This is a genomic window from Streptomyces sp. NPDC031466, from assembly GCF_055581265.1.
On sequence record NZ_JBVIJT010000005.1, the window covers coordinates 36365 to 51881 of the forward strand.

A 15517-nucleotide genomic window follows, 5' to 3' on the forward strand; every position below is an offset into this window, starting at 1 on the left:
GGACTGCCCCGGAACCGTACGAAACGGTCCGGGGCAGCCCCTGTCAGCGCACCCTGGGAGGGCTACGCCTCCTTGCTCAGGTTCGGGCCCGTGCCGCCACCGGCGGCCGACTCGATCGGCGGCACGTCGGGCAGTGCCGCCTTCTCCTCGCCGCGGAAGGTGAAGGTCTTGGTCTCGCCCTCGCCCTCCGTGCCGACGACCACGATGTGGCCGGGGCGCAGCTCGCCGAAGAGGATCTTCTCGGAGAGGGTGTCCTCGACCTCGCGCTGGATCGTGCGCCGCAGCGGACGCGCGCCGAGCACCGGGTCGTAGCCCTTCTTCGCGAGCAGTTCCTTCGCGGACTGGGAGAGCTCCAGGCCCATGTCCCGGTCCTTCAGGCGCTCGTCCACCTTGGTGATCATCAGGTCGACGATCTGGAGGATGTCGCCCTGGCTGAGCTGCGGGAAGACGACGACGTCGTCCACGCGGTTCAGGAACTCCGGGCGGAAGTGCTGCTTCAGCTCGTCGCTGACCTTGTTCTTCATGCGCTCGTAGTTGGACTTCGTGTCGCCCTGGGCGGCGAAGCCCAGGTTGAAGCCCTTGGAGATGTCACGGGTTCCAAGGTTGGTCGTCATGATGATGACCGTGTTCTTGAAGTCCACGACGCGGCCCTGGGAGTCGGTCAGGCGACCGTCCTCCAGGATCTGCAGGAGCGAGTTGAAGATGTCCGGGTGGGCCTTTTCGACCTCATCGAAAAGGACGACGGAGAACGGCTTGCGGCGGACCTTCTCGGTCAGCTGACCGCCCTCTTCGTAACCCACGTAACCGGGGGGCGAACCGAAGAGCCGCGAGACCGTGTGCTTCTCGCTGAACTCCGACATGTCGAGGGAGATCAGCGCGTCCTCGTCGCCGAAGAGGAACTCGGCGAGCGCCTTGGACAGCTCGGTCTTACCGACACCGGACGGGCCGGCGAAGATGAACGAACCGCCGGGACGCTTCGGGTCCTTCAGACCCGCACGCGTACGCCGGATCGCCTTCGAGAGCGCCTTGACGGCGTCCGTCTGGCCGATGACGCGCTTGTGGAGCTCGTCCTCCATGCGCAGCAGACGGGAGGACTCCTCCTCCGTGAGCTTGAAGACCGGGATGCCGGTGGCGGTCGCGAGGACCTCGGCGATCAGCTCGCCGTCGACCTCGGCGACGACGTCCATGTCGCCGGCCTTCCACTCCTTCTCGCGCTTGGCCTTCGCGGCGAGCAGCTGCTTCTCCTTGTCGCGCAGGGAGGCTGCCTTCTCGAAGTCCTGGGAGTCGATGGCCGACTCCTTGTCGCGACGGACGCCCGCGATCTTCTCGTCGAACTCGCGGAGGTCCGGCGGCGCGGTCATCCGGCGGATGCGCATCCGGGAACCGGCCTCGTCGATCAGGTCGATCGCCTTGTCCGGCAGGAAGCGGTCCGAGATGTACCGGTCGGCCAGGGTGGCGGCCTGGACGAGCGCCTCGTCGGTGATCGACACGCGGTGGTGCGCCTCGTACCGGTCGCGCAGACCCTTGAGGATCTCGATGGTGTGCGGCAGCGACGGCTCCGCGACCTGGATGGGCTGGAAGCGGCGCTCCAGCGCGGCGTCCTTCTCCAGGTGCTTGCGGTACTCGTCGAGCGTGGTGGCACCGATGGTCTGGAGCTCACCGCGGGCCAGCATCGGCTTCAGGATCGAAGCGGCGTCGATGGCGCCCTCGGCGGCACCCGCACCGACCAGCGTGTGCAGCTCATCGATGAACAGGATGATGTCGCCGCGGGTGCGGATCTCCTTGAGGACCTTCTTCAGGCGCTCCTCGAAGTCACCGCGGTAGCGGGAACCGGCGACCAGCGCGCCGAGGTCGAGGGTGTAGAGGTGCTTGTCCTTGAGGGTCTCGGGCACCTCGCCCTTGACGATGGCCTGCGCGAGGCCCTCGACGACGGCGGTCTTGCCGACGCCGGGCTCACCGATCAGGACCGGGTTGTTCTTCGTGCGGCGGGACAGCACCTGCATGACCCGCTCGATCTCCTTCTCGCGCCCGATGACCGGGTCGAGCTTGGACTCACGGGCGGCCTGCGTCAGGTTCCGGCCGAACTGGTCGAGCACCAGGGACGTGGAGGGCGTGCCCTCGGCAGGACCGCCGGCGGTGGCGGTCTCCTTGCCCTGGTAACCGGAGAGCAGCTGGATGACCTGCTGCCGCACCCGGTTGAGATCGGCGCCCAGCTTGACCAGGACCTGGGCGGCGACGCCCTCGCCCTCGCGGATCAGGCCGAGCAGGATGTGCTCCGTGCCGATGTAGTTATGGCCCAGCTGAAGGGCCTCGCGGAGCGAAAGCTCCAGGACCTTCTTGGCACGGGGGGTGAAGGGGATGTGCCCGGACGGGGCCTGCTGGCCCTGCCCGATGATCTCCTCCACCTGCTGGCGGACCGCCTCGAGCGAAATCCCGAGGCTCTCCAGGGCCTTAGCGGCGACACCCTCGCCCTCGTGGATCAAGCCCAGGAGGATGTGCTCGGTGCCGATGTAGTTGTGGTTGAGCATCCGGGCTTCTTCCTGAGCCAGGACGACAACCCGCCGCGCGCGGTCGGTGAACCTCTCGAACATCGTTAATCGCTCCTCAGAGCGGTCAGGCAGTAAGGGGTCGGTCCCCTCCCTGTCCTTCCGCAGCTTAGTCCCGCAAGCGGGGACCGCTCATTCCAACTGCCGACACCCGGCCCCCATCTCGGGGGATCTCCTGACCGCGAACGCCGACAATTGCTCCAACCCGATGGTGCGAGACGATGTTCCCGCAGGCCAGGCAGTTACCCCCACCATCAGTACGCCGATGGCGAACGTGAGACGCCCCGAACCGCGTGTCGCCCCTCCCCACTAGGGATGTCTTACCCGTAAAGCCCGGCAGTCCATGCGGCGCACCCCCATTCCCTCCGCTACGGGCGAACACCCTTGCGCCGCCGAGTGCGCTCTTGCGCCCCACCCCCCGCCACCGACCGCGTTCGGACGGCCACCCTGCGTAACCCGGAAGGCCTTCGGACTGTTGCTGGGACATGGCCCCCACAGTTCCTCAGCCCCGGACGCCGGTCGAGCGACACGACCCGGTGCGGCAGTGGTACGAGAACGGACTCGGCTGGGCGACCGTGCCCGGCCCCGGCCCGGTGCGTCTGGTGACGGGGCTGCGCTTCGACGTCCTCGAACTGCCCGCGGAGGCGGGCTTCGCGGCGCTGCGCCACCTCGGGCCGAAGGCGCCCGTGGCGCTGTGCGGGGAAACGATGCGGCTGCTGGTGGGCGCGGGGAGCGCCGACGAGCTGCCGGGGCTGCTCGACTGGCTGGAGTGGGGGGACATCCCCCTCGGCCTCACCGCCGTCGGGGCGGGCGGACGGATCGACGCGCCCACGCCTCCGGGGTGGTCCGGCTCACGGGGGGCCGCCGTGTGGCTGCGACCCCCGGAACCCGGGTGCGAGGTGGAGCCGACGCTGCCGGCACTCGTGTCCCTGCCTTCGATGGGAGGAGGCGGGACCGCGCACCACAGCGACCCCGCCGTGGGCTCCGATCTCGTACGGCTCGTGGACACGGCGGCGACACAGTGCCACCGGTTCCGGCTGCGTCGTCGCAGCCGTCAGCCGTTGGCCTTCTCGTAGGCCTCACGGATCGAGGCGGGAACACGGCCGCGGTCGTTGACCTCGAAACCGTTCTCCTTCGCCCAGGCGCGGATCGCGGCGGTGTCCTGACCACCGCTCGCCGCCGACGCGCGGGCCTTGCCGCGGCCACCCGAACTCCGGCCGCCGGTACGCCGACCGGCCTTGACGAAGTCCTCCAGGGCGCCACGGAGCTTGTCCGCGTTGGCCGTGGTGAGGTCGATCTCGTAGGACTTGCCGTCCAACGCAAACGTCACGGTCTCGTCCGCCTCGCCACCGTCGAGGTCATCGACAAGAAGGACCTGAACCTTCTGTGCCACCGGATTTCCTTTCATCGATAACTTTGAGGCCGGCCCGCACGGCGTCGCCGCCGATTCACCGGCCCCTGTTATATGCAGTACTGCAGTACGTCGGAAAGCAAACCGCTTTTGCCGGGAAAACACAAACCCCTGGCAGAGACCAGGGGGCCGAGGAAGCCCGGAAACATGCGCGTTTCGGACATAGGCCACCGGGGCAGCCGGTCGGATCGGAATACCACAGAGGCGATCACAGATGCAGAAGCATCCGACTGTTGCCCAAGGTGTTCGGTTTCACTCGTTCGAGGCCGAGGAACTCTGCGACGCCCTCGTCATAGGAACGCAGCAGCTCGCTGTAGACATCTCCGTCGACCGGAGTCTCGCCGATCTCCACGAAGCCGTGCTTGGCGAAGAAGGGGACTTCGAAGGTGAGACAGAAAACCTTGCGCACGCCGAGCCACCGGGCGGTCTGCAGCAACTTCCCGAGCAGCTGATGCCCCACCCCGGCCCCCTTCATCGCCGGATTCACCGCGAGGGTGCGGACTTCCGCGAGGTCTTCCCACATCACGTGCAGGGCGCCGCAGCCGACCAACTCGGCGTTGTCGTCGCGTTCCGCCACCCAGAACTCCTGGATGTCCTCGTAAAGCGTCACCGTCGCTTTGTCCAGGAGGATGCGCTCGCGGACGTAGGAGTCCAGGAGCCGACGCACGGCCGGCACATCGGAGGTGCGCGCCCGGCGGACGGAAACCGCTTTTGCGCTGAGTTCGCTGAGTTCGGGGACCTCTGCTGCCATGACGCGGACGCTACCGCTCTGCGGCGCGCTCCGCGGCGCCGGGGTTCTCCGGGCCCTGGACGATACGCATGGCGTCGGTCAGGGCTTCCCGCTGTTCCGACGACATCATGCCGAAGAAGGCGACGAGAGCGGCGGCGGGGTTGTCGCTGCGCGACCAGGCTTCGTTCATCAGTGCGGCCGCGTAGGCGGCACGGGTGGAGACCGCCTCATATCGATAGGCGCGGCCTTCCGCTTCGCGACGCACCCAGCCCTTCTGATGGAGATTGTCCAAAACGGTCATCACGGTCGTGTACGCGATGGACCGTTCCTGCTGAAGGTCTTCCAGGACTTCTCGAACGGTCACGGGGCGGTTCCACTTCCACACCCGTGTCATGACGGCGTCTTCGAGTTCTCCCAATGGACGAGGCACAGCTGAACAATAGTGGGAGACGTCCCCGATTACGGGACATTACGGGATGTTGCCCAGCAAAAAGGGCGTACGACTCGGGGGATCCGTGAGTCGTACGCCCTGCGGGGGGCCTGGGCCGGCCGGAACGGGCCTCAGGCGCTGCTCGTGTCGGGGCTCTGGCGGAGCGCTTCGGCGCGGGAGATCGCGGCGTCCGCGGCCGCGTCCTCCTTGGCCTTGTTGGCACCGCCCTGGGTCTTCACGATCGTCACGATGAGACCGCCGAAGAACACGGCCATCACTACGGGGGGCACGAGCGCGGAAACGTAGTCCATGCCCCCCAGAGTAGCTAGCCCGCGGCGAGCTGGTGCGGGGGGTCCGCCGGTGCGGGGGACGCGGGAGGCGGGGGCGGGGCGGGGGCCGTGGGGGCCGGCGAGGGCGCCGGGCGGCGCTTGGGCGGGAAGACCTCGGCCGGGGTGGGGACCGGCCGGGGGCGTTCCTGGTCCGCGGAGGTGCGGCCGCCCGGCAGGGCGAGCAGGTGGGTGCGGGACGCGGGGACCGTGGCCGTGGCGGTGGTCGCGGCCATGGCGGCGGGCAGGGGGGTGCGGGTCGGGGACGGGACGGAGCGGCCCGCGAGGCGGGCGCGCAGGGCCCGCTCGGCCAGCACCCGGCAGCGGTCGAGCAGGGTGGCCGCGAGGGCGTTGCCGCGCAGGGCGCGCAGGGCGGCGAGGTCGTCGGGACCCGGTTGGTAGCCGGCACCGAGCACGTCTTCGAGGAGGGCGAGATAGCCGGACGCGGTGCCGGGCAGGGAGGCCCGGTAGCGGGCGAGATCGGCCATCAGGAAGGCGCGGAGCCTGGCGCCCTCCCGCACGGCCTCGTCCACCGACTCCGCGAGGCGGAGACAGTCCTGGACGTCCTCGTCACGGGCGGGGCTGCGGTGCGGGCTGGGGTGGAGGGCAAGGGCCAGAGCGCGGCGGAGCACACGCAGCTCCTCCGCGCTGAAGGCCATGCCGCCACGGGATCCGTATGGCGTGGGCATGAATTGACAATACGCGCTAAACGGACAAAATCGGGTTAACGCCAATGAAGTCCGGCGCGTCTTCTGGCGGGGGCGCCTGGGCGGTGGGGGTGGCCCGCCGCTTCGCGGCGGAATTTTGCCCACCCACCCCGCCCGTCTCGCCGGGTTGGTTCTGCGAGGAACAGGCGGCCATTCGTCCGTCTTGCCGGGTTGGTTCTGCGAGGAACAGGCGGCCATTCGTCCGTATCGCCGCGTTCGGTCCCCTGAGGGTGGTCAGGTGCGGGAGATGTTTCGTTCGTAGACCAGGCGGAGCCCTATCAGGGTCAGCCACGGTTCGTGTTCGTCGATGACCGCCGCCTCGCCGAGGACCATCGGCGCGAGGCCGCCCGTCGCGATCACCGTCACGTCGTCGGGGTCGCCGCCCGCGCCCGCCAGCTCCCGCGCCATGCGGTTCACGACGCCGTCGACCTGGCCCGCGAAGCCGTACAGGATGCCGGCCTGCATGGCCTCCACGGTGTTCTTGCCGATGACGCTGCGCGGCCGGGCCAGCTCGATCTTGCGGAGCTGTGCGCCGCGTACGCCGAGCGCCTCCACGGAGATCTCGATGCCGGGGGCGATGACGCCACCGGCGTACTCCCCGCGTGCGGAGACCGCGTCGAAGGTGGTGGCCGTGCCGAAGTCGACGACGATGGCCGGTCCTCCGTAGAGCTCCACCGCCGCCACCGCGTTGATGATGCGGTCGGCGCCGACCTCCTTGGGGTTGTCCATCAAGATCGGGACGCCGGTTTTGATGCCGGGCTCGACCAGGACGGCGGGGACGTCTCCGTAGTAGCGGCGGGTGACTTCGCGCAGCTCGTGCAGGACCGAGGGGACCGTCGAGCAGATCGCGATGCCGTCGATGCCGTCGCCCAGCTCCTCGCCGAGCAGCGGGTGCATGCCCATCAGGCCGTTGAGCAGGACGGCCAGCTCGTCGGCCGTGCGGCGCGCGTCGGTGGAGATGCGCCAGTGCTCGACGATGTCCTCGCCGTCGAAGAGGCCGAGGACGGTGTGGGTGTTGCCTACGTCGATCGTCAGCAGCATCAGTCGCGCACCGCTTCCCGCAGGTCGAGGCCGACGTCCAGGATCGGGGAGGAGTGGGTCAGCGCGCCCACCGCGAGGTAGTCGACGCCCGTCTGCGCGTACGCGCGGGCGTTGTCCAGGGTGAGGCGGCCCGAGGACTCCAGGAACGCGCGGCCGTCCACGAGGGCCACGGCCTCCGCGGTCTCGCCCGGGGTGAAGTTGTCCAGGAGGATCAGGTCGGCGCCCGCGTCCACGACCTCGCGCAGCTGGTGGAGGGTGTCGACCTCGACCTCGATCGGCACGTCCGGGAAGCGCTCGCGCACGGCCGCGAAGGCCTGTGCGACGCCGCCCGCGGCGACCACGTGGTTGTCCTTGACCAGGGCCGCGTCGGAGAGCGACATGCGGTGGTTGACGCCGCCGCCCATGCGCACCGCGTACTTCTCCAGGGCGCGGTACCCGGGCGTCGTCTTGCGGGTGTCGCGGACCTTCGCCTTGGTGCCGTCCAGGGCGTCCGTCCACGCGCGCGTGGCCGTCGCGATGCCGGAGAGGCGGCACAGGATGTTCAGTGCGCTGCGCTCGGCGGTGAGCAGGTCGCGGGTGCGGGTGGTGATGCTCAGCAGCGTGTCGCCCGCCTCGACGCGGTCGCCGTCCTCGACGTGCCGCTCGACCTCGAACTCCTCCTCGCACACCACGGACATGACGGCCTCGGCGATGCGCAGGCCCGCCACGGTGCCCGCCTCGCGGGCGGTGAAGTCGGCGGTGGCGACGGCGTCCTCGGGGATGGTGGCGACCGTGGTGACGTCCACGCCGCCCGCCAGGTCCTCCTCGATGGCCATGTGCGCGATGTCCTCGACCTGGAGGGGGTCGAGGCCCGCCTCGGCCAGGAGGCGGGCGAGAGCGGGGTCGAGACCGCACTCCAGGGGGTCGAAGGTGTTGTCCCCGCCGCAGCCGCAGGCGTCGCCGCAGCCACCGCCTGCGGCTGAGGGGGCGGCGAGGTGGAGGTCGTCGGGGGTGCTCACGGTCACTGCTCCTGGGGACTGGGGCGGGTGGGAGGGAAGTCGGCGGTGCGGGTGGTGTGGGCGGCCAGGGTCCTGTCCGGGTTCAGGCGCACGACGATGTGGCGCCGCCAGGCGGCGTCGTCGCGGTCGGCGTGGTCCTCGCGCCAGTGGCAGCCCCGGGTCTCCTCGCGGCGCTGGGCGGCGGCCACCAGGACCCGGGCCACGCACAGGAGGTTGGTGGTCTCCCAGGTGTCGACGCCGGGCTCGGCGGTCTTGCCGTCCACGGCGAGGGCGCCCGCCGCCTCGGCGTGAATGCGGGCGAGGCGGGCCGCGGCTTCGCTGAGCGATTCGGCGGAGCGGAGCACGCCGGCGCCCTCGGTCATGACGCGCTGGATGGTGAAGCGGGCCTCGGGCGGCAGCAGGGGGTGGGAGGGCGTCTCCGGCTGGGCGACGGGCTGCGGCACGCGCGCGTGGAGGGTGTTCCGCGCGTGCTGGGCCGTGATGTCGGCGACGATGCGCTCGGCGTAGACGAGGCCTTCGAGGAGGGAGTTGGAGGCGAGGCGGTTCGCGCCGTGCACGCCGGTGCAGGCGACCTCCCCGCAGGCGTACAGGCCGGCGACGGTGGTGCGGCCGTGGAGGTCGGTGCGGACGCCTCCGGAGGCGTAGTGCGCCGCCGGGGCGACCGGGATCGGCTCGGTGACCGGGTCGATGCCGTGGGCGCGGCAGGCGGCGAGGATCGTCGGGAAGCGGTGGGCCCACATGTCGGCGCCGAAGTGCCGCCCGTCGAGGTACATGTGTTCGGCGCCCTGTTCCTGCATGCGGCGCGTGATGCCCTTGGCGACGATGTCGCGGGGCGCCAGCTCGGCCAGTTCGTGCTGTCCGACCATGAAGCGCACGCCGTCGGCGTCCACGAGGTGCGCTCCCTCGCCCCGCACGGCTTCGGAGACCAGCGGCTGCTGGCCCTCGGCGTCCGCGCCGAGGAAGAGCACGGTGGGGTGGAACTGCACGAATTCGAGGTCGGAGACCTCGGCGCCCGCGCGCAGGGCGAGCGCGACGCCGTCACCCGTGGACACCGACGGGTTGGTGGTCGCCGAAAAGACCTGGCCCATGCCACCGGTCGCGAGGACCACGGCGGGGGCGTGGACGGCGCCCACGCCGTCGTGCTGGCCCTCCCCCATGACGTGCAGGGAGACGCCGGCGGTGCGGCCGTCGGCGTCGGTGAGCAGGTCGAGGACCAGGGCGTTCTCGACGGTCGGGATGCCCCGTGCGCGGACGGCCTCGACGAGGGCGCGGGAGATCTCCGCGCCGGTCGCGTCGCCCCCGGCGTGCGCGATGCGGCGGCGGTGGTGGCCGCCCTCGCGGGTCAGCTCGATGGCGCCTTCTGGGCCGGTGTCGAAGTGGGCGCCGGTCTCGATCAGGCGGCGCACGGCGTCGGGCCCCTCGGTGACGAGGGTGCGCACCGCCTCCTCGTCGCACAGGCCGGCGCCCGCCACGAGGGTGTCCTCCTGGTGCTGTTCGGGGGTGTCGCCCTCGCCGAGGGCCGCGGCGATGCCGCCCTGGGCCCAGCGGGTGGAGCCGTCGTCCAGGCGGGCCTTGGTGACCACGACCGTCCGCAGGCCGGCGGCGGCGGCGCGCAGCGCCGCGGTCAGGCCGGCGACCCCGGAGCCGACGACGACGACGTCCGCGTCCAGGGACCAGCCGGGGGCGGGAGCGTGCAGCCGTATTCCGGTGGCAGTCATACGGCGGCTCCGAAGGTCAGCGGGATGTTGTCGATCAGCCTCGTGGAGCCGACCTTGGCGGCCACCGCGAGGATGGCCTCCCCGGTGTGGCCGGGGCGGACCTCGGTGAAGTCGGCCGGGTCCACCAGCGCCACGTAGTCGAGCTGCAGCGGGGGGCGCAGGCGGGCGGCCTCGTCGAGGAGCTGCCGGGCCGCGGCGACGACGACGGCGGGCCCGCCGGACGCGGAGGGTGCCGCGCACTGGGCGACGGCGTGGGCGTCGGCCGCGGCGCGGGACTCGCCGATCGCACTGAGGGCGGCGGCGCGCGCCTGGGTGGCGGGCTCGCCGGCGGCACGCGCGCGCAGCGCCTCCTGCGCGGCATGCCGGTCGCGGCCCGCGAAGAGGGCCTGGGAGAGGGCGAGGGCGGTGTGCCGCTCGTCCGGGGAGAGGTAGCGGTTGCGGCTGGAGAGGGCCAGGCCGTCGTCCTCGCGGACGGTGGGGACGCCGACGATCTCCACGGGGAAGTTCAGGTCGCGGACCATGCGGCGGATGAGGGCGAGCTGCTGGGCGTCCTTCTGGCCGAACAGCGCCACATCGGGCCGGGTGAGGTGCAGCAGCTTGGCGACGACGGTGAGCATGCCGTCGAAGTGGCCGGGGCGGGTGGCTCCTTCGAGGACCGTCCCCATGGGGCCCGCGCTCACCCGCACCTGGGGTTCGCCGCCGGGGTAGACCTCGTCCACGCCGGGGGCGAACACGGTGTCCGCGCCGGCCTGCTCGGCGATCTTGAGGTCGGCGTCGAGGGTGCGGGGGTAGCGGTCCAGGTCCTCGCCCGCCCCGAACTGCAAGGGGTTCACGAACACCGTGACGACGACCTCGCCGTCGGGGCCCGCGATGCGGCGCGCGGCGCGGATCAGCGAGGCGTGCCCCTCGTGCAGGGCACCCATGGTCATGACGACGGCCCGGCGGCCTTCACGCACGCGCGTGCGCAGCGGTTCGGCGGTGTGCAGGAGGGTGGTGGTCATCGGCTGCTTCCTCCTTCGGTTCCGCCGGTTCCGCCGGCGCCGCCCGCGCCGGGGACCCCGCCGGACAGGACGCCGAGGAGGTCTTCGGCCAGCTCCGGCTTGAGCAGGCCGTGGGCGAGGGCGCGGTCGGCGGTGGCGCGGGCCATCGCGAGATAGCCGGGGACGGTCTGCGGGGCGTGCTCGCGCAGCTCGGCGACATGGGCGGCGACGGTGCCCGCGTCGCCGCGCGCGACGGGGCCGGTGAGGGCCGCGTCGCCCGAGCGCAGGGCGTTGTCGAGGGCCGCGCCGAGCAGGGGGCCGAGCATCCGGTCGGGGGCGGCCACACCCGCGGCGCGGAGCAGGTCCATGGCCTCGGCGACCAGGGTGACCAGGTGGTTCGCGCCGAGGGCGAGTGCCGCGTGGTAGAGCGGGCGCATCTCCTCGGCGATCCACTCGGGCTCGCCGCCCATCTCGATGACCAGCGCTTCCGCGGCGAGCCGCAGCTCCTCGGGCGCGGTCACGCCGAAGACGCACCCGGCCAGGCGTTGGACGTCGACGGGGGTGCCGGTGAACGTCATGGCGGGGTGCAGCGCGAGCGGCAGGGCGCCGGCCCGCAGGGCGGGTTCGAGGACCTTGGTGCCGTAGCGCCCGGAGGTGTGCACGAGGAGCTGGCCTGGGCGCACCGCGCCGGTCTCCGCGAGGCCTTCGACCAGGCCCGGCAGGGCGTCGTCGGGCACGGTCAGGAGTACCAGGTCGGCGCGCTCCAGCACGTCGGCCGGGGGGACGAGGGGGACGTCGGGCAGCAGGGCTGCGGCCCGGCGCACCGAGGTGTCGGACACCCCGGACACGGCCACCGGGCGGTGCCCGGCGAGCTGGAGCGACGCGGCGAGCGCGGGGCCGACACGGCCCGCTCCCACGACTCCCACCGTGAGCCTCGCGGGGCGCTCCCGCGGGTCCGGCTGATGCGATGCGTTCACGCGATGACGCCTTCCGTTCCAGTCCGCTCGGGGTACCGGACGATTTCTCGTCATGCTAACGCGATCGGCCTCCGCCGCGTCCTGCGCTGTCCACAGGCTGTGGTTATTCATATGACTGGCGGGGGTGGGCGGGCCATGCTCGGGGGATGACTGTCGATGACACGGACCAGACGCACCCCGAGGAGCCGGCCACGCCGCCGGGCCAGGAGCCGGACCCCCGGGCCAGACGGGTGGCGGCCGCCCGGGGCGCCACCCGGATCCTGCACCGCTCCCCCCTGCACCTCCCGCTCGTCGAACGCCTCGCGGCGCTCGCGGCGGCGGCCCCCGAGGTCGTCGGCGCGGACGAGCCCGTCGACGTCTACGGAGACGGCGTCGTCGCCGCCTTGGAGGAGGAGGTCGCGCGGCTGCTGGGCAAGGAAGCGGCCGCCTTCTTCCCGACCGGCACGATGGCCCAGCAGGTGGCCCTGCGCTGCTGGGCGGGGCGCACGGGGAACGCGACCGTGGCGCTGCACCCCAAGGCGCACCCCGAGCTGCACGAAGGCGGCGCCTTCAGCGCGGTCAGTGGTCTGCGCCCGGTGCACCCGACGCGTGAGCCGCGCCTGCCCACGGCCGGTGAGGTGCGGGACTTTCCGGAGCCCTTCGGGGCGCTGATGCTCGAACTGCCGCTCAGGGAGGCGGGCTTCGTCCTGCCGACGTGGGAGCAGCTCGAAGCCGTCGTGGAGGCGGCGCGGGAACGGGACGCGGTCGTGCACATCGACGGCGCCCGGCTGTGGGAGTGCACGCGGCACTTCGACCGCCCGCTCACGGAGATCGCGGGGCTCGCGGACAGTGTGTACGTGTCGTTCTACAAGTCTCTGGAGGGGCTGAGCGGGGCGGCGCTCGCCGGGCCGCGGACGCTCGTCGAGGAGGCGAGGGTGTGGCGTCACCGGTACGGAGGGCAGCTGTTCCAGCAGTTCCCGGCCGCCGTGTCCGCTCTGCTCGGCCTGGAGCGCGTCCTGCCGCGGCTGCCCGATTACGTCGCTCACGCGCGCGTGGTGGCCGAGGCGCTGCACGAGGGATTCGCGGCCACCGGGGTTCCCTGGTCGCGCGTGCACCCGCGCCCGCCGCACACCCACGAGTTCCAGGTCTGGCTGCCGTACGCAGCCGACGTGCTGGACGAGGCGTCGGTGGGGCAGGCCGAGGAGACGGGGACCTGCCTGTTCGGCCGGTGGTTCGCGGACGGGCCGCCCGGCCTTTCGGTCACGGAGGTCACCGTGACCGAGGAGGGCCTGGAGTGGACGGCGGCCGACGTCAAGGAAGCGGTCGCGGAGTTCGTGCGACGGCTCCCCCGCTGAGGCGGCCGCCGTGCAGGAGGCGGGCCAGGGCGGCGCGGACCCTGCCGTGGGCGGGGCGTTCCTCGACGACGGCACGGAAGCGGCCGTAGTCGCGCACTTCGCGGACGGCCTGCCAGTCCTGACGGCCGGGGGCGGGCGGCGTCCGCTCGCCGTGCTGGGCGGCGCGGTAGGTGTCGAGCAGGTACTGCTGGGTGACGCTCATGACGTATCGCCTCTCGGGATAAAGGGTACTTTTCGGGCGCCATAGGGTCACGGGGTCCCAGCGGCGCGGGATCGGGATACGGAGGTGGCGGCGGAGGTGGTGGTCGTCCGGAGGCTTCGGCGGCTCCGGCGATGACCTCAGCCTGCTCCCGCGGGGCCGCCCCCGTCGCGTCGATTGACGGTGCCCGTCAATCGACGGCGGCGCTGTCGGTGGTGCGGTGCACCATGGGGCCATGAGCGTGAGCATCGACATCAGCGGGCTGTCCCACCAGCGGATCCACGTCGTGCCCTCGCCCCTGGCGGAGCTGGGCATGGCGCTGCACGCGCTGTCCGAGCCGGGCCATCACCCCGGCCTCCAGGGCTGGGCGACGGCCGTCTCGGCACGCCTGGACCCCTGCCTGGCGGACCGCTTGTGCGAGGCCGACTTCCTGTGGCGCTCGACGTTCTCGGACGTGTTCGCGCCCTTCGCGGGCCTGCCCGGGCAGAGCGCGCTCCCCGGGGCCACGCTCGCCGAGGAGCTCGACCAGCTGGACAAGCTGACGGACGAGCAGTTCGTGGACGCCGCCCTGGAGTTCACCTGCCAGTCGACGTACGCGGAGCCGGAGCGCGACATCCTGGCCGATCCGGCCGTGCAGCGGCGCGCGCTGGACCTGGCCGCCGCCCGCGGCCCGCAGCAGGTGCGGTTCACCCGGCGGCTCCTGGAGGAGCCGCCCGCCGTGCGCGCGTGGCTGCGCCAGCTGCTGCAGGACTGCGACGAGGCGTTCTTCGCCGACACCTGGGCCCGGCTGAGCCACCAGCTGGCCGCGGACGCCCGCCACAAGACCGAGCTGCTGCGCCGCAAAGGCCTTGCGGAGGCCCTCAAGGCGATCTCCGGGGCGGTCTCCCTGGACGAGATCGGCCGGCGCATCGTCGTCGACAAGATCTCCACGGGGCACACGACCACGGGCGCCGGCGGACTGGTGCTCGTCCCGACCAGCCTCGGCTGGCCGCACCTGATGGTGCTGCACCGCAAGGGCTGGCAGGCCGCCATCACGTACCCCGTCAGCGCTCCGGGCCTCACCGCCCCGCCCACCGTGGAGCAGCTGACCCGCCGCATGTCCGCGCTCGCCCACCCGGTGCGGATGCGCCTGTGCCGCCACCTCGCGCGCGGGGCGTACACCACGAGCGAGCTGGCCGACGCGCACGGCATGACGGCGCCCGAGATATCCCGGCACCTGAGCGTCCTGAAGAAGGCCGAGCTGATCACCACGCGCCGCCGCGGGCGCTATGTACAGCATCAGCTGGACATCAGCGTGGTGTCCCGTCTCGGCAGCGACTTCATCGAGGGAGTACTGCGCTAGGACGCGCTTCGAGAGCCCCGCCGCGGGGCCCTCGGGACGTGCTTCAGGAACCGCCCCCGGCCCGTACGAGCCCCGTCTCGTAGGCGAGGACGACGACCTGCACCCGGTCCCGCAGCTCGAGCTTGGTCAGGATTCGGCCGACGTGCGTCTTGACCGTGGCCTCCGAGAGCACGAGCCGCGCCGCGATCTCGCCGTTCGACAGGCCCTGCGCGACGAGCACCATCACCTCGCGCTCGCGGCTGGTCAGGCGCTCCAGCTGCTTGTGCTGCGGCTGTCCGCCCGCGTTCGGCAGCATCGGCGCGAAGCGGTCGAGCAGGCGCCGCGTGGTGGACGGCGCGACCACCGCGTCACCGCTGTGTACGGCGCGGATCGCGGCGAGCAGGTCCCCCGGGGGCACGTCCTTGAGCATGAAGCCGGAGGCGCCCGCCTTCAGCCCCGAGAAGGCGTACTCGTCCAGGTCGAAGGTGGTCAGGATCAGCACCTTCGGCGGGTTCGGGCCCTGGCAGACGCGCCGGGTCGTCTCGACGCCGTCCAGCTTCGGCATGCGGACATCCATGAGGACCACGTCGACCTTGGTGGCGCGGAGCACCTCGAGGGCCTCGACCCCGTCACCCGCCTCGGCGACCACCTCCATGTCCGGCTGCGCGGCGAGCACCATCCGGAACCCGGTGCGCAAGAGCGCCTGGTCGTCGACGAGCATGACGCGGATCGACATCTTGGGGTGTCCCTTCGAGGGTCAATGCGGGGGAAAAGCACCGGTGACAGGTGTCATCGCCGG

Annotated in this window: 16 protein-coding genes; 3 read left to right on the forward strand and 13 right to left on the reverse strand. The window is 71.8% G+C overall.

All coding sequences use genetic code 11. The annotated features are described in order from the left end of the window. Positions 1-62 precede the first annotated feature (62 nt). On the reverse strand, positions 63-2591 hold the full coding sequence (locus ACZ5GP_RS12080) for an ATP-dependent Clp protease ATP-binding subunit (RefSeq protein ID WP_468750762.1): 2529 nt from the start codon (positions 2589-2591) through the stop codon (positions 63-65). A 440-nt stretch (positions 2592-3031) separates the two neighbouring features. Between ACZ5GP_RS12080 and ACZ5GP_RS12085 the strand changes: the two genes are divergently transcribed. Next, complete coding sequence (locus tag ACZ5GP_RS12085; RefSeq protein ID WP_468750763.1) at positions 3032-3622, forward strand: SCO3374 family protein; 591 nt, start codon at positions 3032-3034, stop codon at positions 3620-3622. Here the strand turns inward: ACZ5GP_RS12085 and ACZ5GP_RS12090 are convergent. The 10 genes from ACZ5GP_RS12090 to ACZ5GP_RS12135 all read right to left on the reverse strand — a co-directional run bounded on the left by ACZ5GP_RS12090 (position 3601) and on the right by ACZ5GP_RS12135 (position 11864). Beyond that, complete coding sequence (locus tag ACZ5GP_RS12090) at positions 3601-3939, reverse strand: histone-like nucleoid-structuring protein Lsr2 (protein ID WP_358586093.1); 339 nt, start codon at positions 3937-3939, stop codon at positions 3601-3603. The two genes, ACZ5GP_RS12085 and ACZ5GP_RS12090, sit on opposite strands and share 22 nt — an antisense overlap. Before the next feature lie 226 nt (positions 3940-4165). After that, on the reverse strand, positions 4166-4708 hold the full coding sequence (locus tag ACZ5GP_RS12095) for an amino-acid N-acetyltransferase (RefSeq protein ID WP_468750764.1): 543 nt from the start codon (positions 4706-4708) through the stop codon (positions 4166-4168). A 10-nt stretch (positions 4709-4718) separates the two neighbouring features. After that, complete coding sequence (locus ACZ5GP_RS12100) at positions 4719-5117, reverse strand: BlaI/MecI/CopY family transcriptional regulator (RefSeq protein WP_358586090.1); 399 nt, start codon at positions 5115-5117, stop codon at positions 4719-4721. Between the two features lie 131 nt (positions 5118-5248). Next, positions 5249-5428 (reverse strand): hypothetical protein, encoded by a 180-nt coding sequence (locus ACZ5GP_RS12105; protein WP_468750765.1) that lies wholly within the window; start codon positions 5426-5428, stop codon positions 5249-5251. A gap of 14 nt (positions 5429-5442) precedes the next feature. Continuing rightward, complete coding sequence (locus ACZ5GP_RS12110) at positions 5443-6102, reverse strand: hypothetical protein (RefSeq protein WP_468751265.1); 660 nt, start codon at positions 6100-6102, stop codon at positions 5443-5445. A 282-nt stretch (positions 6103-6384) separates the two neighbouring features. After that, entirely contained in the window at positions 6385-7191 is an 807-nt protein-coding gene (locus ACZ5GP_RS12115; protein ID WP_468750766.1) for a type III pantothenate kinase, read from the reverse strand. Next, complete coding sequence (gene nadC, locus ACZ5GP_RS12120; protein WP_468750767.1) at positions 7191-8189, reverse strand: carboxylating nicotinate-nucleotide diphosphorylase; 999 nt, start codon at positions 8187-8189, stop codon at positions 7191-7193. Before nadC ends, ACZ5GP_RS12115 begins: the two co-directional genes overlap by 1 nt. Before the next feature lie 2 nt (positions 8190-8191). Beyond that, on the reverse strand, positions 8192-9907 hold the full coding sequence (locus tag ACZ5GP_RS12125) for an L-aspartate oxidase (RefSeq protein WP_468750768.1): 1716 nt from the start codon (positions 9905-9907) through the stop codon (positions 8192-8194). Next, the gene (panC, locus tag ACZ5GP_RS12130) at positions 9904-10908 is read right to left on the reverse strand and encodes a pantoate--beta-alanine ligase (protein WP_468750769.1); all 1005 of its coding nucleotides are present in this window, start codon (positions 10906-10908) and stop codon (positions 9904-9906) included. Before panC ends, ACZ5GP_RS12125 begins: the two co-directional genes overlap by 4 nt. Beyond that, positions 10905-11864, reverse strand: a complete 960-nt coding sequence (locus tag ACZ5GP_RS12135) for a Rossmann-like and DUF2520 domain-containing protein (RefSeq protein WP_468750770.1) — start codon at positions 11862-11864, stop codon at positions 10905-10907. The genes panC and ACZ5GP_RS12135 overlap by 4 nt, the downstream gene beginning before the upstream one ends. A 146-nt stretch (positions 11865-12010) precedes the next feature. Between ACZ5GP_RS12135 and ACZ5GP_RS12140 the strand changes: the two genes are divergently transcribed. Next, the gene (locus tag ACZ5GP_RS12140; protein ID WP_468750771.1) at positions 12011-13198 is read left to right on the forward strand and encodes a threonine aldolase family protein; all 1188 of its coding nucleotides are present in this window, start codon (positions 12011-12013) and stop codon (positions 13196-13198) included. On the opposite strand, the gene ACZ5GP_RS12145 is transcribed toward ACZ5GP_RS12140, so the two are convergent. After that, positions 13155-13400, reverse strand: a complete 246-nt coding sequence (locus ACZ5GP_RS12145; RefSeq protein ID WP_468750772.1) for a hypothetical protein — start codon at positions 13398-13400, stop codon at positions 13155-13157. The two genes, ACZ5GP_RS12140 and ACZ5GP_RS12145, sit on opposite strands and share 44 nt — an antisense overlap. Positions 13401-13632: 232 nt before the next feature. On the opposite strand from ACZ5GP_RS12145, the gene ACZ5GP_RS12150 reads away from it, so the two are divergent. Next, positions 13633-14739 carry a DUF5937 family protein gene (locus tag ACZ5GP_RS12150; RefSeq protein ID WP_468750773.1) on the forward strand — a complete coding sequence of 369 codons (1107 nt, stop codon included), beginning with the start codon at positions 13633-13635 and terminating at the stop codon, positions 14737-14739. 43 nt (positions 14740-14782) lie between these two features. Here ACZ5GP_RS12150 and ACZ5GP_RS12155 read toward each other — a convergent pair whose 3' ends face one another. Next, on the reverse strand, positions 14783-15454 hold the full coding sequence (locus tag ACZ5GP_RS12155; RefSeq protein ID WP_468750774.1) for a response regulator: 672 nt from the start codon (positions 15452-15454) through the stop codon (positions 14783-14785). Between the last annotated feature and the right edge of the window lie 63 nt (positions 15455-15517).

Excerpts from the sequence above, each read along its gene's own strand:
- ACZ5GP_RS12080 (WP_468750762.1), bottom strand. The coding sequence starts at position 2,591 with ATGTTCGAGAGGTTCACCGACCGCGCGCGGCGGGTTGTCGTCCTGGCT.
- ACZ5GP_RS12085 (WP_468750763.1), top strand. The coding sequence starts at position 3,032 with ATGGCCCCCACAGTTCCTCAGCCCCGGACGCCGGTCGAGCGACACGAC.
- ACZ5GP_RS12095 (WP_468750764.1), bottom strand. The coding sequence starts at position 4,708 with ATGGCAGCAGAGGTCCCCGAACTCAGCGAACTCAGCGCAAAAGCGGTT.
- ACZ5GP_RS12105 (WP_468750765.1), bottom strand. The coding sequence starts at position 5,428 with ATGGACTACGTTTCCGCGCTCGTGCCCCCCGTAGTGATGGCCGTGTTC.
- ACZ5GP_RS12110 (WP_468751265.1), bottom strand. The coding sequence starts at position 6,102 with ATGGCCTTCAGCGCGGAGGAGCTGCGTGTGCTCCGCCGCGCTCTGGCC.
- ACZ5GP_RS12115 (WP_468750766.1), bottom strand. The coding sequence starts at position 7,191 with ATGCTGCTGACGATCGACGTAGGCAACACCCACACCGTCCTCGGCCTC.
- ACZ5GP_RS12125 (WP_468750768.1), bottom strand. The coding sequence starts at position 9,907 with ATGACTGCCACCGGAATACGGCTGCACGCTCCCGCCCCCGGCTGGTCC.
- panC (WP_468750769.1), bottom strand. The coding sequence starts at position 10,908 with ATGACCACCACCCTCCTGCACACCGCCGAACCGCTGCGCACGCGCGTG.
- ACZ5GP_RS12140 (WP_468750771.1), top strand. The coding sequence starts at position 12,011 with ATGACTGTCGATGACACGGACCAGACGCACCCCGAGGAGCCGGCCACG.
- ACZ5GP_RS12145 (WP_468750772.1), bottom strand. The coding sequence starts at position 13,400 with ATGAGCGTCACCCAGCAGTACCTGCTCGACACCTACCGCGCCGCCCAG.
- ACZ5GP_RS12150 (WP_468750773.1), top strand. The coding sequence starts at position 13,633 with ATGAGCGTGAGCATCGACATCAGCGGGCTGTCCCACCAGCGGATCCAC.
- ACZ5GP_RS12155 (WP_468750774.1), bottom strand. The coding sequence starts at position 15,454 with ATGTCGATCCGCGTCATGCTCGTCGACGACCAGGCGCTCTTGCGCACC.